Origin of the sequence: Arthrobacter sp. DNA4 (genome assembly GCF_024362385.1) — a bacterium.
Classification (GTDB): domain Bacteria; phylum Actinomycetota; class Actinomycetes; order Actinomycetales; family Micrococcaceae; genus Arthrobacter.
This window is the reverse complement of record NZ_CP101466.1, coordinates 3,882,037-3,908,328: the sequence shown is the minus strand read 5'-3', so window position 1 is coordinate 3,908,328 and position 26,292 is coordinate 3,882,037. Positions and strand designations below refer to the sequence as shown.

The 26,292-nt window shown below is 66.1% G+C and carries 31 protein-coding genes and 1 pseudogene; 17 read left to right on the top strand and 15 right to left on the bottom strand.

All coding sequences use genetic code 11. The features are described from left to right. Window positions 1-124: 124 nt before the first annotated feature. Complete coding sequence (locus tag NMQ03_RS18090; RefSeq protein ID WP_255173327.1) at window positions 125-859, top strand: GAF and ANTAR domain-containing protein; 735 nt, start codon at window positions 125-127, stop codon at window positions 857-859. A 45-nt stretch (window positions 860-904) separates the two neighbouring features. Here the strand turns inward: NMQ03_RS18090 and NMQ03_RS18085 are convergent, their stop codons facing one another. After that, a complete protein-coding gene (locus tag NMQ03_RS18085; RefSeq protein ID WP_255173326.1) occupies window positions 905-1,633 on the bottom strand; it encodes a Type 1 glutamine amidotransferase-like domain-containing protein in 729 nt (242 codons plus the stop codon). 91 nt (window positions 1,634-1,724) lie between these two features. Between NMQ03_RS18085 and NMQ03_RS18080 the strand changes: the two genes are divergently transcribed. The 3 genes from NMQ03_RS18080 to NMQ03_RS18070 all read left to right on the top strand — a co-directional run bounded on the left by NMQ03_RS18080 (window position 1,725) and on the right by NMQ03_RS18070 (window position 3,311). Further along, a complete protein-coding gene (locus tag NMQ03_RS18080) occupies window positions 1,725-2,057 on the top strand; it encodes a helix-turn-helix transcriptional regulator (protein WP_255173325.1) in 333 nt (110 codons plus the stop codon). Window positions 2,058-2,069: 12 nt separating this feature from the next. Further along, a complete protein-coding gene (locus NMQ03_RS18075) occupies window positions 2,070-2,567 on the top strand; it encodes an SRPBCC domain-containing protein (RefSeq protein WP_255173324.1) in 498 nt (165 codons plus the stop codon). Between the two features lie 150 nt (window positions 2,568-2,717). Then, the gene (locus NMQ03_RS18070) at window positions 2,718-3,311 is read left to right on the top strand and encodes a DUF1992 domain-containing protein (RefSeq protein ID WP_255175666.1); all 594 of its coding nucleotides are present in this window, start codon (window positions 2,718-2,720) and stop codon (window positions 3,309-3,311) included. On the opposite strand, the gene NMQ03_RS18065 is transcribed toward NMQ03_RS18070, so the two are convergent. Beyond that, window positions 3,308-3,442 (bottom strand): GNAT family N-acetyltransferase, encoded by a 135-nt coding sequence (locus NMQ03_RS18065; protein WP_255175665.1) that lies wholly within the window; start codon window positions 3,440-3,442, stop codon window positions 3,308-3,310. The genes NMQ03_RS18070 and NMQ03_RS18065 overlap by 4 nt on opposite strands. Before the next feature lie 155 nt (window positions 3,443-3,597). Beyond that, on the bottom strand, window positions 3,598-5,769 hold the full coding sequence (locus NMQ03_RS18060; RefSeq protein WP_255173323.1) for a transglycosylase domain-containing protein: 2,172 nt from the start codon (window positions 5,767-5,769) through the stop codon (window positions 3,598-3,600). A gap of 177 nt (window positions 5,770-5,946) precedes the next feature. Here NMQ03_RS18060 and NMQ03_RS18055 point away from each other — a divergent pair, with 177 nt between their 5' ends. Further along, on the top strand, window positions 5,947-6,573 hold the full coding sequence (locus NMQ03_RS18055) for a PadR family transcriptional regulator (protein WP_255173322.1): 627 nt from the start codon (window positions 5,947-5,949) through the stop codon (window positions 6,571-6,573). 9 nt (window positions 6,574-6,582) lie between these two features. On the opposite strand, the pseudogene NMQ03_RS18050 reads toward NMQ03_RS18055, so the two are convergent. The 3 genes and pseudogenes from NMQ03_RS18050 to NMQ03_RS18040 all read right to left on the bottom strand — a co-directional run bounded on the left by NMQ03_RS18050 (window position 6,583) and on the right by NMQ03_RS18040 (window position 9,335). Continuing rightward, window positions 6,583-7,895: pseudogene (locus tag NMQ03_RS18050) on the bottom strand (ammonium transporter). Between the two features lie 325 nt (window positions 7,896-8,220). Then, window positions 8,221-9,015 (bottom strand): carbon-nitrogen hydrolase family protein, encoded by a 795-nt coding sequence (locus NMQ03_RS18045; RefSeq protein WP_255173321.1) that lies wholly within the window; start codon window positions 9,013-9,015, stop codon window positions 8,221-8,223. An 83-nt stretch (window positions 9,016-9,098) separates the two neighbouring features. Then, on the bottom strand, window positions 9,099-9,335 hold the full coding sequence (locus NMQ03_RS18040; protein WP_141945842.1) for a DUF2630 family protein: 237 nt from the start codon (window positions 9,333-9,335) through the stop codon (window positions 9,099-9,101). An 85-nt stretch (window positions 9,336-9,420) separates the two neighbouring features. Between NMQ03_RS18040 and NMQ03_RS18035 the strand changes: the two genes are divergently transcribed. Beyond that, window positions 9,421-9,819, top strand: a complete 399-nt coding sequence (locus NMQ03_RS18035; RefSeq protein ID WP_255173320.1) for a hypothetical protein — start codon at window positions 9,421-9,423, stop codon at window positions 9,817-9,819. Window positions 9,820-9,834: 15 nt separating this feature from the next. Here the strand turns inward: NMQ03_RS18035 and NMQ03_RS18030 are convergent, their stop codons facing one another. The 4 genes from NMQ03_RS18030 to NMQ03_RS18015 form a co-directional block, all read right to left on the bottom strand. Then, on the bottom strand, window positions 9,835-10,167 hold the full coding sequence (locus NMQ03_RS18030) for a DUF202 domain-containing protein (RefSeq protein WP_255173319.1): 333 nt from the start codon (window positions 10,165-10,167) through the stop codon (window positions 9,835-9,837). A gap of 4 nt (window positions 10,168-10,171) precedes the next feature. Further along, a complete protein-coding gene (locus NMQ03_RS18025; RefSeq protein WP_255175664.1) occupies window positions 10,172-10,522 on the bottom strand; it encodes a YidH family protein in 351 nt (116 codons plus the stop codon). 91 nt (window positions 10,523-10,613) lie between these two features. Further along, the gene (gene lhgO / locus NMQ03_RS18020) at window positions 10,614-11,816 is read right to left on the bottom strand and encodes an L-2-hydroxyglutarate oxidase (RefSeq protein WP_255173318.1); all 1,203 of its coding nucleotides are present in this window, start codon (window positions 11,814-11,816) and stop codon (window positions 10,614-10,616) included. 48 nt (window positions 11,817-11,864) lie between these two features. Next, window positions 11,865-12,224, bottom strand: a complete 360-nt coding sequence (locus NMQ03_RS18015) for a YnfA family protein (protein ID WP_255173317.1) — start codon at window positions 12,222-12,224, stop codon at window positions 11,865-11,867. A 54-nt stretch (window positions 12,225-12,278) separates the two neighbouring features. Here NMQ03_RS18015 and NMQ03_RS18010 point away from each other — a divergent pair, with 54 nt between their 5' ends. The 3 genes from NMQ03_RS18010 (at window position 12,279) to NMQ03_RS18000 (ending at window position 15,728) form a co-directional block, all read left to right on the top strand. Then, entirely contained in the window at window positions 12,279-13,325 is a 1,047-nt protein-coding gene (locus NMQ03_RS18010; RefSeq protein WP_255173316.1) for an LLM class flavin-dependent oxidoreductase, read from the top strand. A 125-nt stretch (window positions 13,326-13,450) separates the two neighbouring features. Then, on the top strand, window positions 13,451-14,545 hold the full coding sequence (locus NMQ03_RS18005) for a ferredoxin reductase (protein WP_255173315.1): 1,095 nt from the start codon (window positions 13,451-13,453) through the stop codon (window positions 14,543-14,545). A 13-nt stretch (window positions 14,546-14,558) separates the two neighbouring features. After that, window positions 14,559-15,728: an acyl-CoA desaturase gene (locus NMQ03_RS18000; protein WP_255173314.1), complete on the top strand. Its 1,170-nt coding sequence runs from the start codon at window positions 14,559-14,561 to the stop codon at window positions 15,726-15,728. A gap of 65 nt (window positions 15,729-15,793) precedes the next feature. On the opposite strand, the gene NMQ03_RS17995 is transcribed toward NMQ03_RS18000, so the two are convergent. Further along, the gene (locus NMQ03_RS17995; protein ID WP_255173313.1) at window positions 15,794-16,897 is read right to left on the bottom strand and encodes a cation diffusion facilitator family transporter; all 1,104 of its coding nucleotides are present in this window, start codon (window positions 16,895-16,897) and stop codon (window positions 15,794-15,796) included. After that, entirely contained in the window at window positions 16,894-17,271 is a 378-nt protein-coding gene (locus tag NMQ03_RS17990) for a metalloregulator ArsR/SmtB family transcription factor (protein ID WP_224027077.1), read from the bottom strand. Before NMQ03_RS17990 ends, NMQ03_RS17995 begins: the two co-directional genes overlap by 4 nt. 156 nt (window positions 17,272-17,427) lie before the next feature. Here NMQ03_RS17990 and NMQ03_RS17985 point away from each other — a divergent pair, with 156 nt between their 5' ends. After that, window positions 17,428-18,264: an alpha/beta fold hydrolase gene (locus NMQ03_RS17985; RefSeq protein ID WP_255173312.1), complete on the top strand. Its 837-nt coding sequence runs from the start codon at window positions 17,428-17,430 to the stop codon at window positions 18,262-18,264. Window positions 18,265-18,350: 86 nt separating this feature from the next. On the opposite strand, the gene NMQ03_RS17980 is transcribed toward NMQ03_RS17985, so the two are convergent. Both NMQ03_RS17980 and NMQ03_RS17975 read right to left on the bottom strand, forming a co-directional pair. After that, entirely contained in the window at window positions 18,351-18,761 is a 411-nt protein-coding gene (locus tag NMQ03_RS17980) for a response regulator transcription factor (RefSeq protein WP_255173311.1), read from the bottom strand. Window positions 18,762-18,829: 68 nt separating this feature from the next. After that, window positions 18,830-19,573, bottom strand: a complete 744-nt coding sequence (locus NMQ03_RS17975; RefSeq protein ID WP_255175663.1) for a GAF and ANTAR domain-containing protein — start codon at window positions 19,571-19,573, stop codon at window positions 18,830-18,832. A 286-nt stretch (window positions 19,574-19,859) separates the two neighbouring features. Here NMQ03_RS17975 and NMQ03_RS17970 point away from each other — a divergent pair, with 286 nt between their 5' ends. From NMQ03_RS17970 to NMQ03_RS17955, 4 genes are all read left to right on the top strand, one after another. After that, the gene (locus tag NMQ03_RS17970) at window positions 19,860-20,453 is read left to right on the top strand and encodes an adenylate kinase (RefSeq protein WP_255173310.1); all 594 of its coding nucleotides are present in this window, start codon (window positions 19,860-19,862) and stop codon (window positions 20,451-20,453) included. Between the two features lie 44 nt (window positions 20,454-20,497). Continuing rightward, window positions 20,498-21,376, top strand: coding sequence for an NAD(P)-dependent oxidoreductase (locus NMQ03_RS17965; RefSeq protein ID WP_255173309.1), 879 nt, complete (start codon window positions 20,498-20,500; stop codon window positions 21,374-21,376). A 196-nt stretch (window positions 21,377-21,572) separates the two neighbouring features. Continuing rightward, a complete protein-coding gene (locus NMQ03_RS17960) occupies window positions 21,573-23,384 on the top strand; it encodes a S8 family serine peptidase (protein ID WP_255173308.1) in 1,812 nt (603 codons plus the stop codon). Window positions 23,385-23,570: 186 nt separating this feature from the next. Then, complete coding sequence (locus NMQ03_RS17955) at window positions 23,571-24,368, top strand: phosphatase PAP2 family protein (protein WP_255173307.1); 798 nt, start codon at window positions 23,571-23,573, stop codon at window positions 24,366-24,368. A gap of 90 nt (window positions 24,369-24,458) precedes the next feature. Here the strand turns inward: NMQ03_RS17955 and NMQ03_RS17950 are convergent, their stop codons facing one another. Then, the gene (locus NMQ03_RS17950) at window positions 24,459-24,776 is read right to left on the bottom strand and encodes a MerR family transcriptional regulator (RefSeq protein ID WP_255173306.1); all 318 of its coding nucleotides are present in this window, start codon (window positions 24,774-24,776) and stop codon (window positions 24,459-24,461) included. A gap of 142 nt (window positions 24,777-24,918) precedes the next feature. Between NMQ03_RS17950 and NMQ03_RS17945 the strand changes: the two genes are divergently transcribed. The 3 genes from NMQ03_RS17945 to NMQ03_RS17935 all read left to right on the top strand — a co-directional run bounded on the left by NMQ03_RS17945 (window position 24,919) and on the right by NMQ03_RS17935 (window position 26,242). After that, window positions 24,919-25,344, top strand: coding sequence for an Hsp20/alpha crystallin family protein (locus tag NMQ03_RS17945; RefSeq protein WP_255175662.1), 426 nt, complete (start codon window positions 24,919-24,921; stop codon window positions 25,342-25,344). 60 nt (window positions 25,345-25,404) lie between these two features. Beyond that, window positions 25,405-25,782, top strand: coding sequence for a J domain-containing protein (locus tag NMQ03_RS17940; protein WP_255173305.1), 378 nt, complete (start codon window positions 25,405-25,407; stop codon window positions 25,780-25,782). A gap of 82 nt (window positions 25,783-25,864) precedes the next feature. Next, complete coding sequence (locus NMQ03_RS17935) at window positions 25,865-26,242, top strand: hypothetical protein (protein ID WP_224027071.1); 378 nt, start codon at window positions 25,865-25,867, stop codon at window positions 26,240-26,242. The last annotated feature ends 50 nt before the right edge of the window (window positions 26,243-26,292 follow it).

The window sequence follows — 26,292 nt, the reverse complement described above, 5'->3', positions numbered from 1 at the left end:
GGGTGTCGTCGTCCAGCAGCGGACCGCGGGTAAGTCCAGGCGGATCCCTGAGACTTCAGCTTAAGCCCCCGTAAATGCCCGCTCCGCTGCCCTGCGGGTCCCCGGCGACCGTAAGATGAACCCCATGCTGAATCCTGCCGACGATGTGACTGTCCAACACCTCCAAGAGGTCCTGGTGGGGGCTGAAAATGCCGTGGAGTTCCTGTCGGGTCTCTCGGGAATGGCGGCAGCGGCAGTATCCGCAGCTGCCGGTGACGACATTGAGTGCGCGGTGACCCTGAAGCTCCGGCGGCGGCCCACCACTGCGGCGGGCAGCAGTGCCCGGGCGCTGGAACTTGACGTCATTGAGCAGGCGCTGGGGGACGGTCCCTGTATCCGTGCGTTGCGGGAGATGGCGCCTGTGTTGATCGACGACGTCGCACGGGACCCCCGCTGGACAAAATACAACCAGGAACTGGCGCGCCGGGGCGTGCAGAGCAGCCTGGGTGTGCCACTGGAAATCAGCAGCGAGGCCAGTGCTGCCCTGAACTTCTTCGCCTCCAGGCCGGGCGTGTTCACGGCTGACGTTTACGACAAGGCGGCGGGTTTCGCCGCCGCTGCCCACAACACCTTGCATCTTTCAGTCCGCATCCACACTGCGCAGAACCGGGCGGATGACCTCGAAGCTGCCCTGGAGAGCAGGACCGCCATCAACCTGGCCTGCGGCGTCATCATGGCGCAGAACCGGTGTTCCCAGGAGGAGGCGGTGGAGATCCTCACCAAGGTCTCCAGCAACCGCAACCGGAAGCTGCGGGACGTGGCCAAGGAACTGATTGAACAGCTGTCCGGAAGCAGCATCCAGACCCACTTCGACGCCTAGGCCGGCGCCCCGGCTCCCTGCAGTCCACCAGCGGTCCCCGTCCGGTCAACCGGCGGTCCGCACGGACACTCTCGCCTCGCCGGCTGCTCCGCGGATGTCCCAGCAGTTCCCGCTGCCAATGACCTTGTAGTCCCGGTCTCCGACTGATTCCAGCACCACTGCCGTGCCCTCGTCGATGGCAACCGCCCATTCCACCAGGCCTGCCGCCACGGCGCCCACCGCGCGGCTCAGTGTCCCGGCCTGGGCGGCGTGGACGTCCACCGCGAACGGGACCATCCCCAGGCCCTCCCGGACGTCGACTGCATCCAGGCCCTCCGAGCACTCCTCCCCGCACACGTCCACCCCGTTGATCCGGCAGCCGCCAATCAGCGCGGGGCCTGGTGCCACCATGGCTCCGGCGGAGAACCCCAGATAGGGGGCGCCGCCGGCAACCAGCCCGGAAATCGCGGTGCCCGCGGGGCGGAGGCCCTTCCAGTACGCCGGCGTCAATCCGCCGCCCACCACCACGCCGTCCACACCGCTGAAATCAGCGGGATCCGCTGTCCTGCCTTCTGCCAGCGGCACCGGCACCACCTCACAGTCAAGCCTGGGCCGGAGGGGCCCTGCGCAGATTTCCACCAGCTCCTGCAGGCTTCCGCCATGATGATGCACGGCAACGGCGATCCGGGCAGTCCGGCCCGGCGCGGCATGCCGCCGGATGTCCTCCGCAAACCGGTCAAAGACGTCCGGAAAACCCAGCGGATCCGGGCCGGCCCCGGCAAGGAAAATACTCATGGGCTTTAAGGTACCGGCAGGCGCCGCCGGGCTGCCGGAGACAGGAAAAAATCCTTGACCTGCAGTCACTGCGGGACTAACGTACAACCAAATGGTTGTAGAAAAGCTGCGCGAGACCGAACTGGACCGCCTCTTCCAGGCATTCGCCGACTCCACCCGGCGGGACATCGTCCGCCGGGTCACCGTGGGCGAGTACTCCGTGTCCGGCCTGGCCGCCCTGTACGCCATGAGTTTCGCCGCCGTCCAAAAACATGTGGCGGTGTTGGAACGCGCTTCACTGGTCACCAAGGAAAAGCGTGGAAGGGAGCAGATCGTGCGGGGCAACCACGAAGGACTGCAAAACGCCCGGCGGCTGCTCGACGACTATGAACAGATCTGGCGGCAGCGGGCCGCCCGGATGGCCGACATTCTCGCTGAAGGTTAGGAAGGCATTGCCATGACAGTCATCAGTACGGATAAGAACCCAGAGGCCCTCAGCCTCACCCTGGTCGCCGAGTTCGACGCCGGCGTGGAGCGCGTCTGGCAGCTCTTCGAAGACCCGCGCCGGCTGGAGCGCTGGTGGGGACCGCCCACCTATCCCGCCACTTTCTACAAGCACGACTTCGTTCCGGGCGGCCGGGCCAGCTACTACATGACAGGACCTGACGGGGACAAGGCGCACGGCTGGTGGGAGTTCACCAGCATCGCGTCCCCGCGGGAGCTGCAGTTCGACGACGGGTTCGCAGACAGCGACGGCAACCCCACCGGGGAGTTCGGCATCAGCCACGCCACGGTGACCCTGGAGCCGCTGGGGGAGCGGACCCGGATGACCATGCTGTCCACCTTCGAGTCCGAGGAACAACTCGAGCAGATGATCCAGATGGGCATGGAGGAAGGCCTCAAGGAAGCGGTCGGCCAGATGGACGGCATCCTCGCCGAGCACGCCAACGCCTGACAGCGCACCAACCACCCTTTGCCACAGCGCCACGTGGGCGGACGACGGCGGGACGCGCCGCCGTCGTCCGTCCACCTTGGGCGTTGAACGCACAAGCCCACCGCTGAATACTGGAAGATGGGGGCCAGGCAAGGAAAGGCGGTGGCGGCAATGAGCGGCGGGGCAGGGGATTTCCGCAAGCGCCTCGAGCGTGCGGCCGAAGTCCGGTCATACCGTGGCGCCGGCATCAGCGCCGAGGAGGAAGCCGCGCTGGATGCCCTCGACGCGCAGGAGCGGGAGAAGCGCAGGAAAGTCAGTGATGCCGCCCGTGCCGAGTACCTGGTCCGCGACGCCATGGCGCAAGGGAAGTTCGACAACCTGAAGTACGCGGGCAAGCCGATCCCCGGCCTGGGCGAATCGTACGATCCCGACTGGTGGGTGAAGGGGCTGATCCAGCGGGAGAACATCAGCGGCCTGGGTCCGGCGGCCATCCTGCTCCGAACTGAGGACGCCGAACTCGACACCAGGCTGGACGTCCAGTACACCGAGCAGCAGGTCCGGGAGATCCTGCAGGATTTCAACCGGCGCGTGATCGACGCGCGCCGCCAGCTCCAGGGCGGGCCGCCGGTGGTCACCAGGACCCGTGACGTGGAGGAGGAAGTGGAGCGCTGGCGCAGCCGCCGGACCGCGCGCGCGGTGGAGGCTCCTGCTGAGCCCGAACTGGAGCGGTCCTGGTGGAAACGCCTCTGGAAGGGTACGGGCTAGGCGGAAGGGATTGCGCTCCCGAACAGCTCGCACAAGGCGTTGTAGTACTTGCCGGTCTGGCCCCGGTGGGCAAGGCCAATCCTTCTGGACACCCGCTGCGACGCGGCGTTGGCCGGGTGGGTCACTGCCACCACCTCCGGCAGGCCGCTTTCAAACGCGTAGTTGAGAACCGCCTGACCGGCTCCCAGGGGCGCAGGATGAGCCGCTCAGTCTCAAGGGCCCGCACGTTCCCATCGTGCCAGAGCGGTGCGGTCCTTACCGGGCTGCGTTGATGACCATCCCCGGGCTACGGCTTGTAGTTGGGATTGGGTCCAATCATCGAAGCGGGAGGCGGCGCGAACGGACCCGCGGGGTAGAGCGGTGCCACCTTAAGCATGTAGTTGGCCCACTGCGGCCCGGCAATCATGTACCCGTCAAGGCGGGGGTAGAACGTGCCGTTGATGGTAACGTTCTGCCCTGCCCGCTTTTGGCCTTCCAGGGCATCGCCGAAGAAGGACGCCGTGACCAGGCCGGTGGTGTAGCCAACCACCCAGGTGGACCCGTTGTTGTTCGAGGTTCCGGTCTTGGCGGCGGTAGGAACTTTGTCCTGCACCTTCGGGTTGATCCAGACGCCGGAACCCTTCTTCAGCACGTCCTGCAGTACCGAGTTGACGCCTCGGGCCACGTCGGGTTTGACGGCGTCGTGGCAGTCCGGGGCCTGGGCGGGCAGTTTTGCCCCGGCGGCATCAGTGACATCAACCAGGGCGATGGGAGCACAGTAGCGGCCCTCCGTGGCGAAGGTGGCAAATGCGTTTGCCAGGGTGAGGGGCGCCACGCCGGTGCCGCCGAGGAGGTTGCCCAGCTGATGCATGTTGACCGGGGTGCTGTCCAAGCCGCTGTGCAGCCCTACGGCGTCCACCATCTTCTGGATGCCGCAAAAGTCGAGCTGGGATGCCGAAGCGAAAGTGGCCGTGTTGATCGAGTTGTACAGGCCGTAATTCACGGGCATCGGGCGGTAGAAGCCGTCCTCCGCATTCTGCAGGTCATCGGCAGCGCCGAGGGCAGGGTTGGCCTGCGCCGTGCTGTACGCTCCCAGCACCTTCCCGCAGCTGTCCTTCCACGGGAACCCCAGCGGATAGACACGGCGTGAGGCGTCCACTTCGGCGGTGAGCGACTTTCCCTCGTTCAGCCACTCCGCAAAGGTAAAGGGCTTCATGGTGGAACCGGGCTGGAACCCGCCGGCGCCGTTCAGGTCGTTGCCCTGGGCGTCCTTGGCATCCACGTTGAAGTTCAGGTTGGTGTCGAACTTGCCTGGTTGCGGGAGGAAGACCGTGTTTTGGGCCATGGCCAGGATCTTGCCGCTGCCTGGCTGCAGGGTCAGCAGCGAGGCCGCCCACCGGTCCGGATTTGCGCCCGCGGTTCCATCCACCTGGGCCTGGGCGGCTGCCTGGAGCCTGCTGTCCAGGGTGGTGGTGATGGTGAGGCCGCCGCGGTAAAGCCTCCGTTCGCGGTCAGCCTCGGTGGGCCCGTAGGCGGGATTGTTCAGGATCAAATGGGAGATGTAGTCGCAGAAGTACGGCGCCATGGCAGCGTTGGCGCACCCCTGCTGCTGCGGCGTGATCTTCAGCTGGATCGGGGTGGCCACGGCGGCATCGTATCGGGCCTGCGTGATCTTGCGCAGGCGCAGCATCTCGGACAGGACCTGGTTCCTGCGCACGATCGACTTATCAGGATTGGTGGCCGGGTTGTAGAGGGTGGGGCTGTTGACCACCCCGGCCAGCAAGGCGGCCTGGGGGAGGGTAAGGTCCTTCGCGGTGGTGCTGAAGAAGTAGCGTGCCGCCGCTTCAATCCCGTACGCGTTGCTGCTGAAGAACACGATATTGAGGTACCCCTCAAGGATTTGGTCCTTGGTGTACTTCTTCTCCAACGTGACGGCCAGCTTCATTTCGCGCAGTTTGTCGCCCAGGTTCTTCTGCCCGTTCAGCACCACCGCGTCCGGCCTGTCCTGCGAAAGCTGCGCCTCGTTCAGGACGTTGGTGACGTACTGCTGCGTGATGGTCGATGCGCCCTGCTCGCCGCCTTTGGTCAGGTTGGACACCACCGCCCGCAGTATCCCCTGCGGGTCCACGCCCGCGTGCTCGTAGAACCTGCTGTCCTCGATGGCGATAATGCCGTCCTTGATGAAGGGCGACATCTGGTCCAGCGGCACCCGCACACGGTTCTCCGCATAAAAGGTTGCAATCGACTGCCCGTCTGAGCTCAGGACTTTGGTGGCCTGCGACGGCGGCTGCACCGTCAGCTCTGCCGGCAGGCTTTCGAAGAAACCAATGGAGGAACTGACCCCCATCCCCGCTGCTGCCACCGCCGGGACCACGAGGCTGGCCACCAGTACGCCACACATGACGCTCGCTGCAATGAACCCCAGGATCCTTCCCAGGGCCGCGCCAAAACTGCGCCCGCGCTTCCGCCTCTTCACCATTTTTCAGCCCTCGTCCTCGGAAGTGGGAACAGAATACGCTCACGGGGAAGGGCGAACCAGAGGCGGAAGGATCAGGATTTGGTCACATCCAACTGTTGACCAGCGATAGTTAACGACATATCGTTAACTATCGCTGAAGTGACAGCGAACAGGTCAATATGAAAGGACGATGCCACCATGAAAGGCATATTCGACGAGAAACATCCGGGCCCGGAGTTCGGCAAGGGCCGCTTCGAGCGGGGGAGGGGCCATCGCGGGCCCCATGGGCACCGCGGTCCAGGCTTTGGGCCGGGGTTTGGCCCCGGTTTTGGCCCCGGATTCGGGCCGGGTTTTGGTCCCGGGTTCGGCCCCGGCTTCGGCCGCGGCGGACGGAGGGCCAGTCGTGGCGACGTGCGCGCGGCCATCCTGTCACTCCTGGCAGAGACGCCGTCCAATGGTTACGGACTGATCAAGACCATTGCCGCCAAGACCGGCGGCGTGTGGCGGCCCAGCCCGGGATCCATCTATCCCACGCTCCAGCAGCTGGTGGACGAGGGCTTGATTGAGGCGCTCAGTGAAGGCCGCGGGACTGAGTTTGCCCTCACCGATGCAGGGAGGGCCTACGTGGCGGAACACGCTGAGGAAATGGATAACGCATGGAACGCTGAACCGGACAGTGCGGACAGGGACTTCCATCAGAGCATCGCCAAGCTCATGGGTGCCATCCACCAGTTCCGCGCCGGAGTGACCGGGGAACAGCGGGCTGCCGCCGTCGAAAAGATGGACGAATTGCGCCGGGCGCTCTACAAGATCCTTGCGGACTAGAACGGAAACCTACGCGAAGGAGTCTTCCTTGGCATGCCGTTCAGCCGGGGCAGGTGCGGTCGGGATGTGGGCCGCGGCGTGGCGCAGGGGATTGAATCCTGCTCCGATCTCACCGAATGCGTAGGCAGTCTCGGCGTGCTCGGCCAGGTCCACGCCGGCGGTCTCGGCCTCGTGGCTGACCCGGAAGCCCACCGTCTTGTTGATGGTCCGGGCAATGACCGCGGTGCCAACACCGGACAACAGCAGGGTGATGACGACGGCGGCTGTCTGGGCAATGAGCTGCTGGACTCCGCCGCCGTAGAAGAGGCCGCCGCCCTGGCCGTTCACGGGAAGGGCGATGAAGCCAAGGGACAGGGTGCCGATGAGGGCACCCAGGTGGACACCCACAACGTCCAGGGAGTCGTCGAGGCCAAAGCGGTATTTGAGGTCCACGAATACGCAGCAGGCCGCGCCACCAGGCCCAGGCCGATAGCGGCCACCGGGCTGATGTTGGCGCATGAAGGGGTGATGGCTACCAGGCCGGCAACCACGCCGGAGGCTGCGCCCAGGGATGTGGGGTGTCCGTGGCGGACCTTCTCCGTGACCAGCCAGCTGAGCATGGCGGCCGCGGGTGCCACCAGGGTGTTGATCCAAATGAGGCCGGCCTGTTCGACGCTGGTGGCGGCCCCGCCGTTGAAGCCAAACCAGCCGAACCACAGAATCGCGGCACCCAGCATGATGAAAGGCAGGTTGTGGGGGCGGTGGTTGGGGTCCTTCGCGAACCCGTGCCGCTGGCCAACAATCACGGCCAGCACCAGGGCGGCCGTTCCCGAACTGATTTCCACCACGGCACCGCCGGCAAAATCGATGACCTGGCCGAAGATTTGCGTGACGGCGCCCCCTGCGCTCATCAGCCCGCCACCCCAGATCATGTAGGCGAGCGGGCAGTAGATCACCGTAATCCACACCGGCACGAACAGGGCCCAGGCCCCGAACTTGGCGCGGTCGGCGATGGCGCCGCTGATCAGGGCAACCGTGATGATGGCGAACGTCGCGCTGTACCCGGCCTTGAGGAGGTCCGGTGAACCCATGAGGTTCTGCAGGCCGAAGCTGGTGAAGGGATTGCCGAAGAGGCCCAGGACGCCGTCGCCGGTGGTCATTGAGTAGCCCCACAGGACCCAGACCACGCCAACAATCCCCGCCGAGATAAAGCTCATCATGATCATGTTGAGGGCGGCCTTGGCGCGGGTCATGCCGCCGTAGAAGAGGCCAAGCCCCGGGGTCATCAGCAGGACCATGGCTGCCGAGATCATCAGCCAGACGTGTTGGGCAGTGATTTCCACCGGTGGGTCCCTTCGCAACGTGAACGTGGTGCAGGGGCCCGATTGGCCCCGTGGCATTTCCCCCGGGATCCATTTTTGGCGGTGTGTGTTTCAGCCAATGCCGCTTAAAGTTGCGGCCACGTTACACAAATAGCCCGTGCGTGAAGTTCACGTATCGGCTATGTTTCGGGCATGTAAACGGCGTCTGTTCCGCCGCCGGCCTCCGTACGCCCCGGCCCCGCCGGATGCCTGCCATCACGGGCGCAGGCGGCACGCCCCAGGTGAGACCCGGCGTCGTCCTCTCTTTTGCCGTCTGTTTCGAAGCCATGAACGGCGCCTCACGCGATCAGAATGTGCGGGCGTTGGCCAGGACGGGCAGCTTGGTCCGGACGTCATCCACCGTTGAGGGATCAATGTCGACGACGGCAAGTTCCGGCTTACCGCCCAATGCCACCACCGCCTTGCCCAGGGGGGTGATCACGGCGCTGTGCCCGATGCCGGTGGGTGCCGTGCCCGCCCGGCCGGCGCCCACTGTTTCGGGGTCGCCCTGGCCGCAGGCGACCACAAAAGTGGTGCTGTCCAGCGCCCGGGCCCGCACCAGCAGGTCCCACTGCTCCGCCTTGCCCTCACCGGCACCCCAGGAGGCACACACGATATTTACTTGGGCACCCGCGTTGGCATTGGCGGTGAAGAGGCCCGGGAAGCGGACGTCGTAGCAGGTCGCCAGGCCGAACACCGTCCCGTCCAGCTCGAACGTCACCGGCGCTTCCCCGGCGTCCACTGTCTTGGACTCCGTGAAACCGAAGGCGTCAAAAAGGTGGACTTTGTCGTAGGACGCCTCCACTCCGGGCCCGGTGACCAGCAGCGTGTTGCGGACCCGGCCGTCCTTTCCCGGAGTGAACATGACGGCCACGATCGTGAGGTCCAGCTCCTTCGCCATCCTGCGGACTTCGCTGGCCCACGGGCCGTCAACGGGCTCGGCAATGTCCTTCAGGGAATGGCCGAAGGCGCGCATGGACGCCTCGGGAAAGACCACCAGCTGCGCTCCGGCGTTCCTGGCCTGGGCGGCATAGTCCCAGATGAGTTCCAGGTTGGCGGCGGTGTCGGCACTGCTGATGATCTGCGCTACTGCAATACGCATGGAAGAGCTCAATCTGTTGGTGGCGGAAACAGGTTCCCGGGCCACGCCGGCCCGGACACCCAGGATGGTGGGATGCGGCGGGGTTACTGCCGGTAGCCCTCCACCTCGCTGATGGGGCGGGCTTCGGCGTCGTTCGGGTTCTCGCCCGAATCCTTCTTGGCCCGCCGTTGGCGCAGCAGGTCCCAGCACTGGTCCAGGCTTTCTTCCACGTACTTGAGCCGTGCCTGGTCCGGGGCCTGCCCGTCCCCCGAGCCCTCACGCAGTGAGTGCTCCTCCTCCACGAGGGCCTGGATGTGCGTCAAAATGTCCTGATCATTCATGGCTTCCCCTTACTCCGGTCCGGTCTCCTTCAGCGTACGTATCAGGTGCTGAAGGAGCCAGCCCCTGAGCTGTACCATCAACTTCATGCCCACTGCGCTCGATATGGCAGGTCCCATCCTGGAAGTGCTCACCTGGTTGTGCCTGCCCGCCGGTCTGGGACTCCTCTTCTACACCGGGTTCCTCCGCCGCTTCGTGCACCCGTGGGACATGGCCGAGGCCGTGGTGTACTCGGATTCCACCGGTGTTGGCTTCCGCTGGTTTGACCGGAAGCACCAGGTGCACAACGCCCCGATGTCCCCGTACGACATCAAGGACATGGCGGCGGGAGACACACTGCCCATCTATTACCACCCCAAGCGTCCAACGCAGTGGCAGACCACCAGGCCGGAGGAGCCCGGGAGGACGGCCTCGGTCCTGGGCCGGTGCCTGACGGCGATCGGCGTCGTGGCCCTGCTGGCCGGCTTCGTCCTGCCCATGTTCTAGCTGACAGGGGCCGTTCTAGCTGACCAGCACCACCACAATGCCCAGGCACCCCAGGGCGAGCCCGGCAAAGGCGGTCCAGAGCACAGCTGGCAGGTCGGCTTCGATGCTTTCGCCTGCCAGCCCGTGCGACCTCGCCTGGTAGCGGCGGCGCTGCGTGAGATAGATCGCCAGGGCGGCGCCGCCGGAAACCACCGGCAGCATCAGGATCGGTGGCCCATAGGTGGGAAGCCAGCGCAGGAAGAAGGCGCTCGCCGTCACGAGCGCCAGCATGGTCCGGCCCCAGGCGAGGGCCGTCCGCTCCGGCTGGAGGCCGGGATCGCCGTGCGGGCTGGGGCCGCTGGGTGCCATCGAATCAGCGCCAGAGAATGAAGACCAGTACGACGGCGGCAGCCAGCGCGCCTGCCCCGGCCAACAGGGGCACAAAGAGCGGCAGCGGTAACGGCGCCTTGTTGCGCATGCTGCGCTCCACCCGAAGCCACCGTACGGCGGCCCCGCCACTGAGCATCATGCCCAGCAGAAGCAGCAGGACCGCCAGGCCTTTCCGGACAGGCTCAATGAAGAGGCCTGAAGTGAACGCCTCGATGGCAATGCCACCTGCCAGCAGCGCAAGCGACGTCCGGATCCAGGCCAGGAAGGTGCGTTCGTTCGCAAGCGTGAAGCGCGGGTCCGGTTCCTCTCCGCCAGGCAACAGTCGTTCCGCCATCCTCCCGCGCGACGGCGGGACCGTTGGCCGGGGCGGCTGCTCACTGTTGATCACCGGGCCAGTTTAGCCGTGGCTGATGCCTGCCTGCCGGTCAGGACGCGGGGTGCAGCACGGCTTTGCTTACCAGGTGTTCCCCGATGGGCAGGGCAGCAGTTGCGGCCGGGGAGGGGGCGTTCAAGACATGGATCATCCTGTCCGTCTCCGCCAGCAGGAAATCGTGCAGGAGCGTTCCGTCCCGGCGCACAGCCTGGGCCCGGATGCCTGCCTCGTACGGCAGCAGGTCCGCCTTGGACAGGCCGGGGGCGTATTTGCGGCATTCCTGGAGGTAGCTGCCCTTGAACAGCGAGTTCCGGACTTCGCGCACTGCGGTGCCGGCATTGGACCTTGCCACGTGCCACAGCCCGGGAAAGCGCAGGTAGCGGCCCACGTCCTTGAGGTCCACGGAGTATTTGGGGTAGCCCTCCCGGGCCAGGCCCAGGACCGCATTGGGTCCCACGGTGATGCTGCCGTTGATGGTGGGAGTGAGGTGCACCCCCAGGAAGGGCAGTTCCGGATCCGGTACGGGGTAGATCAGGTGGGTCACATAGTCCCACTTGGATTCCGGGAGCTCGAAGTACTCCCCGCGGAAAGGAATGATCTGGACATCGATCTTCATGCCGGCCATTTCCGCCACGCGGTCCGACTGCAGGCCAGCACATGCCACCAGGCGCCGGCACGAGTAGACGGCTTGGCCCGTGGCAACCTCCACGCGGTCCGAATGCTCCACGATCGAGCCCACGGTGGCTCCGGTGATGACCCGCCCCCCGGCAGCGGAGATGAGGTCGGCCAGCTTCCGCGCCACTTCCCCGTAGTCCACGATGCCGGTGCTTGGAATGAACAGCGCGCCCAGGCCTGAAACATTGGGCTCGCGCCGGTTGAGTTCCGCCTGGTCGAGGCGCTCGCAGTCCAGCCCATGGACGGCCGCGCGTTCCTCCAGGCGGTCCAGCCGGCCCAGTTCCACGGCCGAGGTAGCCACCAGCAGCTTCCCCGGCTCGGCGAACCTGATCCCGTGCTCCCGGCAGAACTCCTTGGTTTGTTGCGCTCCGGCCTTGCTGAACCGGGCTTTGAGGCTGTCCGGGGCGTAGTAGATCCCGGAGTGGATGACGCCGCTGTTGTGCCCGGTCTGGTGCGAAGCCAGGGACCCCGCGGCCTCGAGCAGGACCAGGGAGGCTCCCGGTTGCCTCTGCAGCAGCTGGTAGGCCGTTGCAAGGCCCACGATGCCGCCGCCAATAACGCAGTAGTCCACCCGCTCCACAGGACCCGCCTTTCGTCGTGGCTAGATTTTAGCCACGTAACCGCTGCTTTAGCCGCCGCTGCGGGGTGCAAACATGATCACGCCGACGCCCAACAGGCAGACCAGGGATCCTGCGACGTCCCACCGGTCCGGGCGGAAGCCGTCAAATGCCATGCCCCACGCCAGCGAGCCGGCAACGAACACTCCGCCGTAGGCCGCCAGGATCCGCCCGAAATGAGCGTCGGGCTGGAGCGTGGCCACGAAGCCATAGACGCCCAGCGCGATCACGCCGAGCCCCGCCCACCACCAGTCCCTGCCCTCGCGCACGGCCTGCCACACCAGCCAGGCGCCCCCGATTTCAGCGGCAGCGGCCAGTACGAACAGCACGATGGTCTTGAAAACAGCGACAGCTTCACCCGGAGTACCCACCCAGCCATCATCCCAGCCGGGAATGCAGCTGCCGCCAGCACAGTTGGGGGAGGTATGGAGCGCATCGGATTCCTTTCATTCGGCCACTGGGGTCCCGGCCAGGGTTCCCGGACCAGGACGGCGGCGGACGCCCTTCTCCAGGGCATCGAACTGGCGGTCGCCGCCGAAGAACTCGGAGTGGACGGGGCGTTCTTCCGTGTCCACCACTTCGCCCGGCAGCAGGCATCGCCCTTCCCCCTCCTGTCAGCCATCGCGGCCCGCACCAGCCGCATCGAGATTGGCACCGGCGTCATCGACATGCGCTATGAAAACCCGCTGTACATGGCAGAGGAGGCCGCTGCGGCAGACCTGATCAGCGGCGGCAGGCTGCAGCTTGGCATCAGTCGTGGTTCACCCGAGCCCGCCCTGCAGGGCGCGTCGGCGTTTGGCTACCGGCCGCAGCCGGGGGAGACCGATGCCGATATGGCCCGCCGACACACCGACGCCTTCCGCAAAGCCATTACGGGTGCCGGCGTGGCCCAGGCCGATCCCCGCTATGCGGGCGGCGCCACGGGCCTCCTCCCGGTCCAGCCCCAGTCCCCGGGGCTGGCGGAACGGATCTGGTGGGGTGCCGGCAGCCGGAAGACCGCCATATGGGCCGCGGAACTCGGAATGAACCTGATGAGCTCCACCCTGCTCACGGAGGACACCGGGGTCCCGTTCCATGAACTCCAGGCCGAGCAGATCCAACTGTTCAGGGACGCATGGGCGGCCGCAGGCCACCCCCATCAGCCAAGGGTTTCGGTCAGCCGCAGCGTCCTTCCCATCGTGGATGAGGAGGACAACTACTACTTCGCCGGAAGTGCGCTCCGGGACGGCCGCGACCAGGTAGGAGTCATCGACGGCCTCACGTCCCGTTTCGGCAAGAGCTACGTGGGAGCGCCGGACCTCCTGGTGGAGCAGCTCGCCGCCGATACCGCGGTGCAGGCAGCGGATACCCTGCTGCTGACCGTTCCCAACCAGCTGGGCGTGGACTTCAACGCCAAGCTCCTGGGCACCATCGCAAAATACGTGGCCCCTGCCCTGGGATGGAGCCGAAAGGACGCTGGGAACCTTTTGTGAGACCCAACCGTTACTCTTAAGAGTGCGGCGTGGAGGCTTCGCGCCCACCAACTAGCGTGTGACTGCGGAACGGTCATATGACGGAGAGAGAGAAATATGGCTCGCACCGCTCTAGGCTTACCCGTATGATCCGGCTACGACAGCTGGCCCAGGCGGCCTCAGTGCTCACTACCCCTTTGGCGCCCGAAGATATCCTGGCGCTGTTCAACCCTGTCTACTCGGCCCGGCAGTTGCGCGGCGTGGTCACCCGGGTGGTCCAGGAGACCGCCCAGTCGGCCACGATCTTCTTCCGCCCCGGCCGTGGCTGGAAGGCGCACCTGGCAGGCCAGTGGGCCCGCATCGGCGTCGAACTCGACGGCGTCCGCCACTGGCGCTCCTACTCCCTCAGCGCTCCCGCAGGCAAGGACCCGGCCATCACCGTCACCGATGTCGGTGCCGTGTCCGGCACGCTGGTGCGCACCACGAAGCCCGGGGACGTGCTGTTCCTGGCCCCGCCCCAGGGCGATTTTGTGCTCCCTGAACACCCGCGTCCCCTGCTCATGATCACCGCGGGCAGCGGCATCACCCCGGTGATGTCCATGATCCGTACCCTCGTTCCCCGCCGCCCGGATGCCGACGTCGTCCTGGTCCACTCGGCCCGCACCCCGGGTGACAGCCTGTTCCGCGAGGAACTGGCCGAGCTTGCGGACCAATTCCCCAACTTCCGGCTGGCGCACTGGTACACCGGCGAGCAGGGCCGTCTGGACTTCTCCAGCACCAAGGAACTGGACGCGATCTGCCCCGACTGGAAGGAACGGGCGGCCTACGCCTGCGGTCCGGACAGTTTCCTGGACGACGCCGAGGCACTCTGGAAGCGGGCACTGACCGCCAAAAGTCCCGGATCCGACGTCGCCGTGACCGGCGACCCCGGCAACCTGATGATTGAGCGCTTCAACACCACCTTCAACGCCGGCGTAGGGCACGACGGCGGCCTGGTCACCTTCGAAGCCTCCGACCGCGAGGTGCAGGCCGACGGCGACACCCCCATCCTGGACGTTGGCGAGGACGCCGGGGTGCTGATGCCGAGCGGCTGCCGCATGGGCATCTGCCACAGCTGCCTCACACCGCTGCTCGCAGGGCAGGTCCGGGACCTGCGTACAGGGGAAATCCATGGCGAACCCGGCCAACTGATCCAAACGTGTGTCTCGGCAGCCGCCGGACCCGTCAACCTCGAAATCTGAGGAGCACCACGGAATGTCTGTAATCACACCTACCAAGGTCACCCCCGCGGGAAGCTCGAGAACGCGCCCCGGGAAGCTCGCCGAATCGGGCAGCCCCACCGTCCGGCCGCCGGCCGCCGCGCACCTCAGCGACGAGCAGGTAGCGGAGCTGGGCCGCGAGCTCGACGCCATCCGTGATGAGATCCTGGGCAAGCGCGGCGCGGAAGACGCCGCCTACATCCGCCGCATGATCAAGATCCAGCGCGGCCTGGAACTTTCCGGCCGCGCGGCCCTGCTGGTGGGAAAGAACAAAGCCGCCTGGGTCACGGGCACTACGCTGCTGAGCCTGGCCAAGATCCTGGAAAACATGGAACTGGGCCACAACATCCTGCACGGCCAGTGGGACTGGATGCGCGATCCGGATATCCACTCCACCACGTGGGAATGGGACTTTGTCACCCCGTCGCGGTCCTGGCAGCACACGCACAACGACCTGCACCACCGCTGGACCAATGTTGTCGGCAAGGACAACGACGTCGGATACAACCTCCTCCGGATGGACGAAAACCAGCCGTGGAAGCCCATCAACCTGGCCAACCCGCTGTTCAACGCCATCCTGGCTCCGGTCTTCGAATGGGGCATTGCAATCTACGACCTCGAGCTGACCGAGTACAAGGAAGGCACCAAGTCCAAGGAGGCCCTGCTCAAGGACCTCAAGGCCCTGGGCAAGAAGGTTGTCACCCAGTTCACCAAGGACTACGCCGCCACCCCCGCCCTGGCCATGCTGACCGGCTCCGCCAAGCAGGCCCTGTTCGGCACCATCGCAGCAAACGCCATCCGCAACGTCTGGGCCCACGCGGTCATCTTCTGCGGCCATTTCCCCGAAGGAACGGACACCTTCACGGAGGAAATGGTGGACGGCGAGACCCGCGGCGACTGGTACGTGCGCCAGATGATCGGGTCCGCCAACATCTCAGGCTCCAAGTTCATGCACCTGATGACCGGCAACCTCTCCCACCAGATTGAGCACCACCTCTTCCCGGACCTGCCCTCCAACCGGTACGCAGAGGTGGCACCCAGGGTCCGCGAGATCTGCCAGCGCTACGGCCTGAAGTACACCACGGGGCCGCTGCTGAAGCAGGTAGGTTCCTCGTGGGCCAAGGTCTTCAAGCTGGCCCTGCCTGGAAAGGCTGCCCGGGCCTAGGCCCGGAATCCCCACAACGCAGAAGTGACCCGGCCTCGGCCGGGTCACTTCTGCGTTAAGGCCTTTCAGCGGCGGGCGGCGGTGGCGGGGGCCAGCAGCATGTGGTCCAGCTTGGGCAGTGCCTGCCGAAGCCGGTGGTCGGCGCGGTCAAGGACCTCCTCAGCCTGCGATAACTCCGTGTCTGCCAGTTCTATGCGTGCCGAGCCCTGCAGCCGGTGGCCCGACCACCGCAGCTGCAGGTGCTGGACGCCGAGGACGCCCGGCGTCCCCTCCAGCGCGGACTGGGCACGCGACACCAGCTCCGGTTCGATGCCATCCATAAGCCGCCGTCCGATACTCCGAACGGTGCCCCACAGCAGCACCATGATGGCTGCGGAGATGATCAGCCCAACGATCGGGTCCGCCAGCGGAAAACCGAGCATGACGCCGACGGCGCCGATCACCACGGCCAGCGAGGTGAAACCGTCCGTCCGGGCGTGCACACCGTCCGCCACCAGCGCGGCGGAACCGATCCTGCGGCCCACCCGGATGCGGTAGATCGCCACGGCTTCGTTTCCTGCAAAGCCGATCAGGCCTGCGGCCATCACCCAGCCCAGGTTCTGCAGCGGCTGGGGATGGATCAGCCGGTCCACTGACTGCCAGCCGGCAACGACGGCGGAAAGGGCCACCACGGCCACGATGAACAGGCCTGCCAGGTCCTCCGCCCTGCCGTAGCCGTAGGTGTACCGGCGGTTGGCGGCCCTGCGCCCCAGGATGAAGGCAACCCACAGGGGTACCGCGGTCAGGGCGTCGGAAAAGTTGTGGATGGTGTCCGCCAGGAGGGCCACCGAGCTGCTGAACAGGACCACCAGGAACTGCAGGACCGTAGTGGCCAGCAGGACGAACATGCTGATCTTCAGCGCCCGGATGCCCTCGCTGCTGGCCTCCATGGCGTCGTCAATGGAATCAGCGGCATCGTGCGTGTGCGGAACGAACAGTTCGAACAGCCAGCCCTTGAAACCGGAGTGGTGATGGTGGCCGTGCCCGCCGTGGTCGTGGTCGTGGTGGTGCTCATGACCGTGGTCGTGCGGGTGGTCGTGGTGGTGCTCATGACCGTGGTCGTGCCCGCCGTGCCCCTCCGCATGGGCGTGGCTGTGGGTATGCGTTGACTCCTGGTGCGGCCCGCTCATGAGGCACTCCTTTGCGCAGAATGGTTGGTGATGCGGTGGTGTGCGGGCTCTCCGCCAAGGGCGTGTTCGGCCTGGAAAATCGCATCCGCCACCAGCTGCCGTGCATGCTCGTTTTCCAGCCGGTAGAGCACACGCGTCCCGTCCTGCCGCGTGGACACCATCCGGGCCAGGCGCATTTTCGCCAGGTGCTGGGACACGGCGGCGGGTGACTTGCCCACAACGTCCGCCAGGGCGCCCACCGCCATCTCGCCGTCCCGGAGCGCCAAAATAATCCGCACCCTGGTGGCGTCGGCCAGCATGGCGAAGACCTCCACCGCCAACTCCACGTATTGGCTGTCCGCGCCCAGCGAGCAAGCATTCTTATCTGCATTCATGCGCATATATTGCCACAGCTGCCGTCGCTACGCACTCGGCATGTCCGCCGTCGCCGCAAAACACTCCTCGGCAGGAGCCTGCCGCCCTAGAGTGGGAGATGCGCGGCACGGCACTCTGCCTGCCGCCTGGTCAGTCTCGAAAGGAATTCATCCCCGATGGCTTTAATCACCGTTGGTACTGAGAACAGCACTGATATCGAGCTCTACTACGAGGACCACGGCTCCGGACAGCCCGTGGTGCTGATCCATGGCTACCCCCTGGACGGGTCATCCTGGGAAAAGCAGACCGCTGCCCTGCTGGGTGCCGGCTACCGGGTCATCACCTATGACCGCCGCGGTTTCGGCAAATCCAGCAAGCCCGCCGAGGGCTACGACTATGACACCTTCGCGGCGGACCTCAACACCCTTCTGACCACCCTGGACCTGAACGACGTGGTGCTGGTGGGCTTCTCCATGGGCACCGGCGAAGTCGGCCGCTACCTGGGCACCTACGGCTCCGCACGCGTGTCCCGGGCAGCGTTCCTCGGATCCCTGGAGCCCTACCTGCTCAAGACCGACGACAATCCCGACGGCGTCCCCCAAGAGGTGTTCGACGGCCTCCTGGGAGCAGTCACGGCCGACCGCTACGCCTTCTTCACCGAATTCTTCAAGAATTTCTACAACTCCGACACCTTCCTGGGCACACCCCGCCTGAGCCAGGAAGTCATGAGCGCGGGCTGGAACCTTGCCACCGGGTCCGGGGCAACGGCCTCCGTTGCCGCCCAGCCCACCTGGCTCACGGACTTCCGCCAGGACATCCCCAGGATCGATGTCCCGGCCCTGATCGTGCACGGCACCGCGGACAACATCCTGCCCATCGACTCCACCGGCCGCCTGTTCGCCAAAGCGTTGCCCAGCGCCGAGTACGTGGAGATCGAGGGTGCCCCGCACGGCCTGCTGTGGACGCACGCCGCAGAGGTCAACGAGGCCCTGCTGAACTTCCTTTCGAAGTAGCACAAGTGCGCGTCCGACGGCGGCACGGGCCGTCGTCGGACGAGCCCACGCTGCCGGGAGTTGCGGCTCACTTCCCGGCGGACAGATCAGCAGTGGGATTTGCCCGGTACCTGTGGCTCCTGTGCTGGAGCCGCCGCCGGGCACAACTGTCCGGCAAGGGCCTTCAGTTCCTTCGGATGGAAAGGTTTGGTGAGGTAGCCCGCAGCCCCTGACGCCATGCCGGCCAGCACGTCGTCTTCTTCCGAGCGGGCTGTCAGGAAGAGCAAGGGCGCGGTGGTGAGGGCGCGGATGGCGCGGGCCACCACGTGCCCGTCCATATCGGGAAGCCCAAGGTCCAGGGTGACCAGGGCGATGGCGGGATCAGCCGCTGCGGCGATGGCCTCCGCCCCTGTTCCCACCGCGGTGACCTTGAACCCCGCGCGGGACAGGACCACTGAGATCAGGCCCCGGATGTCGTCGTCATCCTCCACGACAAGGCAAACACGCTGCTGTTCCATTTGAGCCCCCCGGCGAAAAGTTGGCACCAGTCTACTGGTGGCGGAACGCGTTGGGGCAGACCACTGCCCTAGCCGTCGTAATGCGTACGGGCAGGTCCCTGGCCCAGGGCGTTCACCACGGCGGCAGCCACCTCGTGCAGCTTGGTGTTGCGGGTGCTCGACGCGGTCTTCAGGATCGCAAAAGCATCCTCCTGGCTGCACCTGTTCTGGGCCATGATGATGCCCACCGCCATATCGATGACCGTTCGGGACTCCAGCGTGGCGCGGAGGTTCGCCGCCGTTTCGCTGTAATGCGCAAAACGCACTGCAAGGCGGAGTGCCAGCGAGGTTTGGCTGACGAAATCTTCGGCGAATTCGAGCACGCGGCCTTCGAAGCGGTGGGCGCGGCCGGAGTACAGCAGCAGCGCTGCCTTGGTTTCGCCTTCAAGCCGGAAGGGAAGAGCCGCAACCGACCTGACTCCCTGTGCCACAACTGCCGTGGAGTATTCGGGCCAGCGGCTGTCCCCTTCGAGGTCCGGAGCGTGGACAGTCTCCTGGACGGTGAATGCCGTGAGGCTGGGGGTCTCGGTGAAGCTGTGCTCAAGACGTCCGATGGACTTTGCTTGCTGGCTGCTGCTGGCTACGGTGGCGGTTTTCCGCTGCCGGAGCAGGGTGATGGCGCACAGCATCTCATCGCCTGGCTCCGAGAGGTTGCGCGCGGACACCTGTGCCAGTTCATTGAGGAAGTCCTCAACATCGGAGCTGTTGAGGACCAATTCATGCAGGTGCTCGGTGATGGATGTATCGGTTTTTGCTGTTGACTCGCTTACCACGGTTTTCTGGTGCCATTCGTTCAGGTCAAAACGAGCCTGCAACACACAAGCACCCCGCAACGGGGCGGGGAGCCGGTGATGGTCGCTGGATCGACGAACTTTCCAACGGCCTGCTGCTAAACCGATAACCAGAGTATATACATCCCGGGCGGGGCGAAGCCCATATGCTCCGGGCCGCAACAGCGCTTGCTGGCGCCGGGCAAGGACCAACCGGCACAATGAAGCGGGAGCCGGTGCTGCCTCTGCCGGCCCGTTGACTGTGGTCCCGCTGCGGAAGGACAGGAACATGACCAGGCTTCTCATCATCGGCCCACCGGGCTCCGGCAAGGGGACCCAGGCCGAACACCTGGCACGCCACTTCCAGGTCCCTGCAGTGTCCACCGGCGACATTTTCCGGAGCAACGTCAGCCGGAAGACAGACCTGGGGAACCAGGCTGCGCAGTACCTGGACGGCGGCCACTTCGTACCGGACCACCTCACCAACGCACTGGTCAAAGACCGGCTCCTTGAAGGCGATGCGAGACACGGGTTCCTGCTGGACGGCTACCCCCGCACGGCGCCGCAGGCAACGGAACTGGATGCCATGCTCGCGGCCCAGGGCCATGCGCTGGACGCCGTCATCGAACTGCAGGCGCCGGACGCCGAACTGGAGGAGCGGATGCAGCGCCGCGCTGCCGAACAGGGCCGCACGGATGACACCATCGATGTCTTCCGGCGCCGGCTGGACCTCTACCACCGGCAGACCCATGAAGTAGTCTCGGTGTACGCGGGCCGGGGCATCCTGGTGTCCGTTAACGGCAGCGGCGACCAAGGCGGGATCACCGCAGTGGCAATCGCCGCCGTCGAACAGTTCCTCGCAGCCCCGCGGCCCCCGTCCTGACCGAACACCGCACGGTGAACGCACTCCAACAGAAGGAAACACTGATGAGAATTGCCGTTACAGGCGGAAACGGAAAACTGGGGCGGCACGTGGTGCGCCGGCTCACCGACGACGGCCACCAGGTCCTCTCCCTGGACCGCGCAGGCGAGCGCAGCCCGGGGCTCCTGGTGGTGGACCTGCGCAACTACGGGCAGGTAGTGGACGCGCTGCTGGGGGTTGATGACCGGCATGACGGGTTCGACGCCGTGGTGCACCTGGGAGCCATTCCCGCCCCGGGCATCCTTCCGGACGCGGCCACGTTCGAGAACAACATGCTGTCCACTTACAACGTCTTCCAGGCCGCGCGGCGCGCCGGCATCAAGAAGGTGGTGTACGCGTCCAGCGAGACCGTGCTGGGTCTGCCGTTCGACGTCGACCCGCCCTACATCCCGGTGGACGAGGAATACCCGCCGCGGCCGGAAAGCACCTACTCCCTGGTGAAGACGCTGGAGGAGCAGATGGCCGTGGAGATGACGCGGTGGGACCCGGAGTTGAGCATCACGGGCCTGCGGTTCTCCAACGTGATGGACGAGGCCGACTACGAAAAGTTCCCCTCCTTCGATGGGGACGCGACGCTGCGGAAGTGGAACCTGTGGGGCTACATCGACGGCAGGGACGGCGCCCAGGCCGTGGCGCGGGCGCTGGAGAACGCCAAGCCAGGATTCGAGGCCTTCATCATCGCCAATGCCGATACCGTCATGAGCCGGTCAAGCGCCGGTCTCGCAGCTGAGGTGTTCCCGGGCGTCAAGGTCACCAAGGAACTGGGCGAGCACGAAACGATGCTTTCCATCGACAAGGCGCGGCGGCTGCTGGGCTTCGAGCCCGAGCACAGCTGGCGGAACCATGCAGCAGCCGGCTCCGGCGCTGGAGGAGGCCAAGGCTAAAGCCGGGCCTGCAGTAACAGGTCCGCAGGAAACGCCAAAGGTTGGCACAGGATCATCCAAGGAGCCGGAAGCCGTGCGCTTCCGGCTCCTATCCTTTTGGTACAGCCATCCTTTACCTGTTCCCGGGCAGATTCCGCGACCCGGGGCGGGCCCGCTCCGCCACCACAAGGACCCCAAAATTCGTAGCCCCCTCTTCGTGCTGCCTGCCCTCACGGCGCTGCTTTCCGCCGCCGCCCTTTCCACGGCGGCCCTTCCCGCTGCCGCTGCTCCTGTCGCGGCTGCTGTCACTGTCCAGCCCGCCGCCGCAACCGGCCGCTACATCGTCCAGTACGCCCCCTCTGCAGACGTCACCGCCGAGGCGGCCGGACTGCGCGGCCAGGGCCTCGCCGTCGGCCGCACTTTTGAGCACGCAATCCATGGTGCCGTTGTCACCGCAACTCCCGCCCAGGCAGCAGCCCTTGCCAGGTCGGGGAAGGTGCTGTCCGTGGAACCGGACGCCCCCGTCAAGCTTTCCGGAACCGAGCAGCCGGCCCCCTGGGGCCTGGACCGTGCCGACCAGCGGGCACTGCCGCTCTCCGGCAGCTACTCGTGGACCGGGTCCGGCGCCGGTGTGACGGCCTACGTGGTGGACACCGGCATCCTGGCCTCGCACACCGACTTTGGCGGCCGCGTGGCGGCGGGCTGGACCGCCGTGGCGGACGGCAACGGCACCACAGACTGCAACGGCCACGGCACCCACGTGGCCGGAACTGTGGCCGGGTCCACGTACGGCGTCGCCAAGAGCGCCACCCTGGTGCCGGTCAGGGTGCTGGACTGCAGCGGGTCGGGCTACAACTCGGACGTGGTGACCGGCCTGGACTGGATCGCCGCAAACCATGCCGCCGGAACACCGGCCGCGGCCAACCTCAGCCTCGGCGGAGCGGCCAGCAGCACGGTGGACAACGCCGTCCAGGCCGTCCTGGCTGACGGCGTCACTACTGTGGTGGCCGCAGGCAACTCCGCTGTGGACGCCTGCACAGGCTCACCTGCCCGCGTCCCCGGGGCCGTCACCGTGGCGGCCAGCGATTCCACCGACAAGCAGGCATCGTTCTCCAACTTTGGGTCCTGCGTCGACCTGTATGCTCCCGGCGTCGGCATCACCTCCGACTACTACACCTCCACCACGGCCACGGCCTCCATGTCCGGGACGTCCATGGCGGCTCCCCATACCGCCGGCGCCGCAGCCCTGCTGCTCTCGCAGAACCCTGCCCTGGCACCGGCCGACGTGGCCGCGGCACTGGCAGCCAATGCCACCGCCGGGGTGGTCACCGGTGCCACCGCGGGGACCCCGAACCGCCTGCTGTTTACGGGCGCGGACGCCGCGGCTCCTGCCCCGACCGTCACCTCGGTTTCGCCGGCCGCCAAGGCCACTGCTGTGGCCGCGGGCACGAATGTGGCGGCCACGTTCAGCGCCGCCGTCCAGGGCGTGTCCGCCACGACCTTCGTGCTCAAAAACGCCGCAGGGGCCAGCATCGCCGGCACCGTCACATACAACGCAACCACCAGGACCGCCACCCTTGACCCGGCCGCAAACCTCGCCGCGGACACCACCTACACGGCCACCCTGACCGGCGGAACCTCTGCCATCCGGGACGCCGCAGGCACACCACTGGCCACCACCAGCTGGAGTTTCACTACCGGCCCGGCGCCCACCCTCACCAGCTACACCCCGGGCAGCAACGCGCTCCTGGTCCGCAGGAACAGCAACGTCAGCGCCACCTTCAGCGAAGCCGTCCAGGGCACCGGCACCACCACCTTCACGCTGAAGGACGCTTCAACCGGCGCCTTGGTGGCAGCCTCCGTCTACCGCAACGGCACCACCAACCAGTGGATCCTCGATCCCCTGGAACCCCTGGCCGCCAAGGCCCGGTATACGGTGACCCTGGTTGGAGGGGCCTCCGGTATCCGCGACCTCGCCGGCAATCCGCTGGCGAGCCGGAGCTGGCAGTTCACCACCGGGTCGTATTGATCGCCCGGATCGGCCTGCCGCCAGCCATGGCGGCCGCCCTGGTGCCCTTCCTGGCCGGGGCCGGCGCCATGGCCAGCGACCCGGTGATGGAGTGGATGGCCTTTCATGGGGATAATCTTCAGCCTAGGCATTCAACAACACGCGTGTATGGCGTGCATTCAACAGGGCGCAGGGACGGGCAGCACATTGGCACAGAAATCAGCAGGTTCCGCAGTCACCGAGAGAAACTCCGGCAGGTGGCACACCTTCCATGAGAAGTTCGTGGTGGAGGAGCGCTACATCGACCCTGCCGACCGGCGGCGCCTTTACCGTGCATCGGTCATCCTGGCCGTGGTGGGGCTGGCACTCTTTATCGCCACGCTGGTCAGCGTGGTGCAGGCCGGCGGCCTTACCGTTGCAGACCAGCCGGTGCACGACTGGCTGCTGACAACCCGCTCAGCGGCACTTACCGCCTTCATGATCTTCCTGGCCGTGTTCTTCGGCCCCATCGCCCTGCCCATCATCGTGCTGGTGGTGATCCTCGTCTGGGGCTTCGCGGCCAAACACGCTTGGCGCCCCATCCTGCTGGCGTCCGCGATGCTGACCGGGGTGATCATCTCCCAGATCATCCTGCACATCGTCCAGCGCTCGCGGCCTCCCGTGGACCAAATGCTGTTCGGTGCGGACCAGACCTTCTCCTACCCGTCCGGGCACGTCCTGGGAGCCTGCGACTTCCTGTTGGTGGGCGCCTACCTGATCTTCTCCCGGCGCCGGAACCCGCGGTCAGCGGTCTTCGGTTTCATCGGGGCCGGGATCGGAATCATCCTCGCCATCGCCAGCCGGCTCTACCTGGGCTACCACTGGCCCACGGACACCCTTGCATCGTTTTCACTGTCGTTGCTCATCCTGGGCGGAGTCATCGCGCTGGACACCTGGCGGACTGCGCGAATCCCTGGGGAGCCGGTCACGGGAGAGCTGTCGAAGGAAGATTCCGCCCGGGAGTAACGCCCTCCCCGGCAAGGTAATTCACTGCGGCTGATTCACTGCACCTACTTGATTCCGGTTGCGTCACCCGGTCCATTCACGCAGGCTGCTTCACTGCGGCCGCGATTTGGCGCGCTTCAGGGCCCTGTGCAGTTTCACGTTCGCCGCCTCCAGCTCCAGGACCTTGGCAACGCCTGCCAGGTTCAGCCCCTCCTCGAGGAGCTCGCCGATCCGCTGCAGTACGGCGATGTCGTCATCGCTGTACTGCCGGGTGCCGCCTGCCGTCCTCGACGGGGTCAGCAGCCCCTTGGTTTCGTACAGCCTGATGTTCTGCTGCCCGGTTCCCGTGAGCTCTGCGGCCACCGAGATGGCGTACAGCGCCCGTAAGCCGGCGGAGCGCGCAGGCCGTCCCGCGTCAGGTTCTGCCATGTGTACTCCCAAAAATCGTTGCGGCCCGTGCCTTGCTTCAGTTTCCCACGAGTGCTATAAAAAATCTATATCCACCACCATAGATTCGGTGATGGTGGAGCAGACGCGGATCAACACTTGGAAGCCGAAGGAGTGGGAAATGATGTTGATGCGTACTGACCCGTTCCGTGAGCTGGACCGGCTCACGCAGCAGGTCTTTGGGACCGCCGCCCGTCCGGCAGCCATGCCCATGGATGCCTGGCAGGAGGACGGCGAATTCGTGGTGGCGTTCGACCTTCCCGGCGTGAAGGTGGATTCGCTGGACCTGAACGTCGAGCGGAACGTCCTGACGGTGCGGGCCGAGCGCCAGGACCCCACGCAGCCCAATGTGGAGCTGGTGGCCTCTGAGCGCCCCCGCGGCGTGTTCAGCCGCCAACTGATCCTGGGCGACACCCTGGACACCGACAAGATCAAGGCCAGCTACGACCAGGGCGTCCTGACCCTGCGGATACCGGTTGCTGAACGGGCCAAGCCGCGCAGGATCGAAATCCAGACCGGGCAGGGCGGGATGCAGCAGATCAACACGTAGGGTTTTCCTTCGCGTGCCCCTGCCGGCCAGGCAGGGGCACCGGCGGAGCAGGAGGCCGGCATGAACGACATTCCCGATTACTACACCATCCTCGGCGTGGGCCGGGATGCCACCCGGCAGGAAATCTCCCATGCGTACCGGGCCCTCATGCGCAGCCACCATCCGGACATGGACGGCGCGCAGGCGGACGGGAACAACCAGGCAAGGGGGAGCCAGCCGGCGGTGGCGGGCACCCCCGGGCAGCGTGACGAGCTCCTGGGGATCATGCAGGCGTTCAACGTGCTGCGTGACCCCGGACGCCGGGCCGATTACGACCGGCGGCTGGCGGCAGGGGCGCCCACCGTCGTCCCGGTCCGGAAAGTCCGCAGCACCGGCGCCCCGTCCGGGCCTGCCATCCGTGTCACGCCGGTGCGGTGGGAAAGCGGGCCCTGGGCCTGAAAGCGGGCCAGGTCCTGAATCCGGCCCTGAACCAGGAAACCAACCAACGCAGTGCCATTTATCCAAGGAGGCGGAAAGCTGCATGAGCGACTGGCGGCGCTACGATTCACACCTCATTCCCGCATTCCATGAGCGCTTTGAGCAGCGCTGGGGTCCGGGGACCGCGCCCTTCCTTGACCCCGAGGCGCACGAACAGCCGCTGCCGCGCGCGCAGTGGATCAATCCGGCCACCGGTGCAGCCTTGGCGGTGGTCCCGGTCTGGACGGCCGACGAGAGGCAGCAGCGTTCATTCGGCGTGTTCTACCTGCCCCCGGCGGGGGACATCTGGGTCCTGCGGCCCGGGTACACCGGCTACCTGGAACCGTCGGACGGCGATTCGGAGCACCTGGTGACCCTGCGCAATGACGCCTTCCGCAAGGCCGTGGCGCACGCCAAGGAGTTCCTTTTCGGCTCACAGTAGCCGCCGGTGCCCGCGCGGAGTTGCTGCTCGTCAGTCGTCCTTCGCTGTGA

What these genes read in the sequence shown, in the direction of transcription:
- NMQ03_RS18090 (WP_255173327.1), top strand. Translation starts at nt 125, where the DNA reads ATGCTGAATCCTGCCGACGATGTGACTGTCCAACACCTCCAAGAGGTC.
- NMQ03_RS18085 (WP_255173326.1), bottom strand. Translation starts at nt 1,633, where the DNA reads ATGAGTATTTTCCTTGCCGGGGCCGGCCCGGATCCGCTGGGTTTTCCG.
- NMQ03_RS18080 (WP_255173325.1), top strand. Translation starts at nt 1,725, where the DNA reads ATGGTTGTAGAAAAGCTGCGCGAGACCGAACTGGACCGCCTCTTCCAG.
- NMQ03_RS18075 (WP_255173324.1), top strand. Translation starts at nt 2,070, where the DNA reads ATGACAGTCATCAGTACGGATAAGAACCCAGAGGCCCTCAGCCTCACC.
- NMQ03_RS18070 (WP_255175666.1), top strand. Translation starts at nt 2,718, where the DNA reads ATGAGCGGCGGGGCAGGGGATTTCCGCAAGCGCCTCGAGCGTGCGGCC.
- NMQ03_RS18060 (WP_255173323.1), bottom strand. Translation starts at nt 5,769, where the DNA reads ATGGTGAAGAGGCGGAAGCGCGGGCGCAGTTTTGGCGCGGCCCTGGGA.
- NMQ03_RS18055 (WP_255173322.1), top strand. Translation starts at nt 5,947, where the DNA reads ATGAAAGGCATATTCGACGAGAAACATCCGGGCCCGGAGTTCGGCAAG.
- NMQ03_RS18045 (WP_255173321.1), bottom strand. Translation starts at nt 9,015, where the DNA reads ATGCGTATTGCAGTAGCGCAGATCATCAGCAGTGCCGACACCGCCGCC.
- NMQ03_RS18040 (WP_141945842.1), bottom strand. Translation starts at nt 9,335, where the DNA reads ATGAATGATCAGGACATTTTGACGCACATCCAGGCCCTCGTGGAGGAG.
- NMQ03_RS18035 (WP_255173320.1), top strand. Translation starts at nt 9,421, where the DNA reads ATGCCCACTGCGCTCGATATGGCAGGTCCCATCCTGGAAGTGCTCACC.
- NMQ03_RS18030 (WP_255173319.1), bottom strand. Translation starts at nt 10,167, where the DNA reads ATGGCACCCAGCGGCCCCAGCCCGCACGGCGATCCCGGCCTCCAGCCG.
- NMQ03_RS18025 (WP_255175664.1), bottom strand. Translation starts at nt 10,522, where the DNA reads ATGGCGGAACGACTGTTGCCTGGCGGAGAGGAACCGGACCCGCGCTTC.
- NMQ03_RS18010 (WP_255173316.1), top strand. Translation starts at nt 12,279, where the DNA reads ATGGAGCGCATCGGATTCCTTTCATTCGGCCACTGGGGTCCCGGCCAG.
- NMQ03_RS18005 (WP_255173315.1), top strand. Translation starts at nt 13,451, where the DNA reads ATGATCCGGCTACGACAGCTGGCCCAGGCGGCCTCAGTGCTCACTACC.
- NMQ03_RS18000 (WP_255173314.1), top strand. Translation starts at nt 14,559, where the DNA reads ATGTCTGTAATCACACCTACCAAGGTCACCCCCGCGGGAAGCTCGAGA.
- NMQ03_RS17995 (WP_255173313.1), bottom strand. Translation starts at nt 16,897, where the DNA reads ATGAGCGGGCCGCACCAGGAGTCAACGCATACCCACAGCCACGCCCAT.
- NMQ03_RS17990 (WP_224027077.1), bottom strand. Translation starts at nt 17,271, where the DNA reads ATGAATGCAGATAAGAATGCTTGCTCGCTGGGCGCGGACAGCCAATAC.
- NMQ03_RS17985 (WP_255173312.1), top strand. Translation starts at nt 17,428, where the DNA reads ATGGCTTTAATCACCGTTGGTACTGAGAACAGCACTGATATCGAGCTC.
- NMQ03_RS17980 (WP_255173311.1), bottom strand. Translation starts at nt 18,761, where the DNA reads ATGGAACAGCAGCGTGTTTGCCTTGTCGTGGAGGATGACGACGACATC.
- NMQ03_RS17970 (WP_255173310.1), top strand. Translation starts at nt 19,860, where the DNA reads ATGACCAGGCTTCTCATCATCGGCCCACCGGGCTCCGGCAAGGGGACC.
- NMQ03_RS17965 (WP_255173309.1), top strand. Translation starts at nt 20,498, where the DNA reads ATGAGAATTGCCGTTACAGGCGGAAACGGAAAACTGGGGCGGCACGTG.
- NMQ03_RS17950 (WP_255173306.1), bottom strand. Translation starts at nt 24,776, where the DNA reads ATGGCAGAACCTGACGCGGGACGGCCTGCGCGCTCCGCCGGCTTACGG.
- NMQ03_RS17945 (WP_255175662.1), top strand. Translation starts at nt 24,919, where the DNA reads ATGTTGATGCGTACTGACCCGTTCCGTGAGCTGGACCGGCTCACGCAG.
- NMQ03_RS17940 (WP_255173305.1), top strand. Translation starts at nt 25,405, where the DNA reads ATGAACGACATTCCCGATTACTACACCATCCTCGGCGTGGGCCGGGAT.
- NMQ03_RS17935 (WP_224027071.1), top strand. Translation starts at nt 25,865, where the DNA reads ATGAGCGACTGGCGGCGCTACGATTCACACCTCATTCCCGCATTCCAT.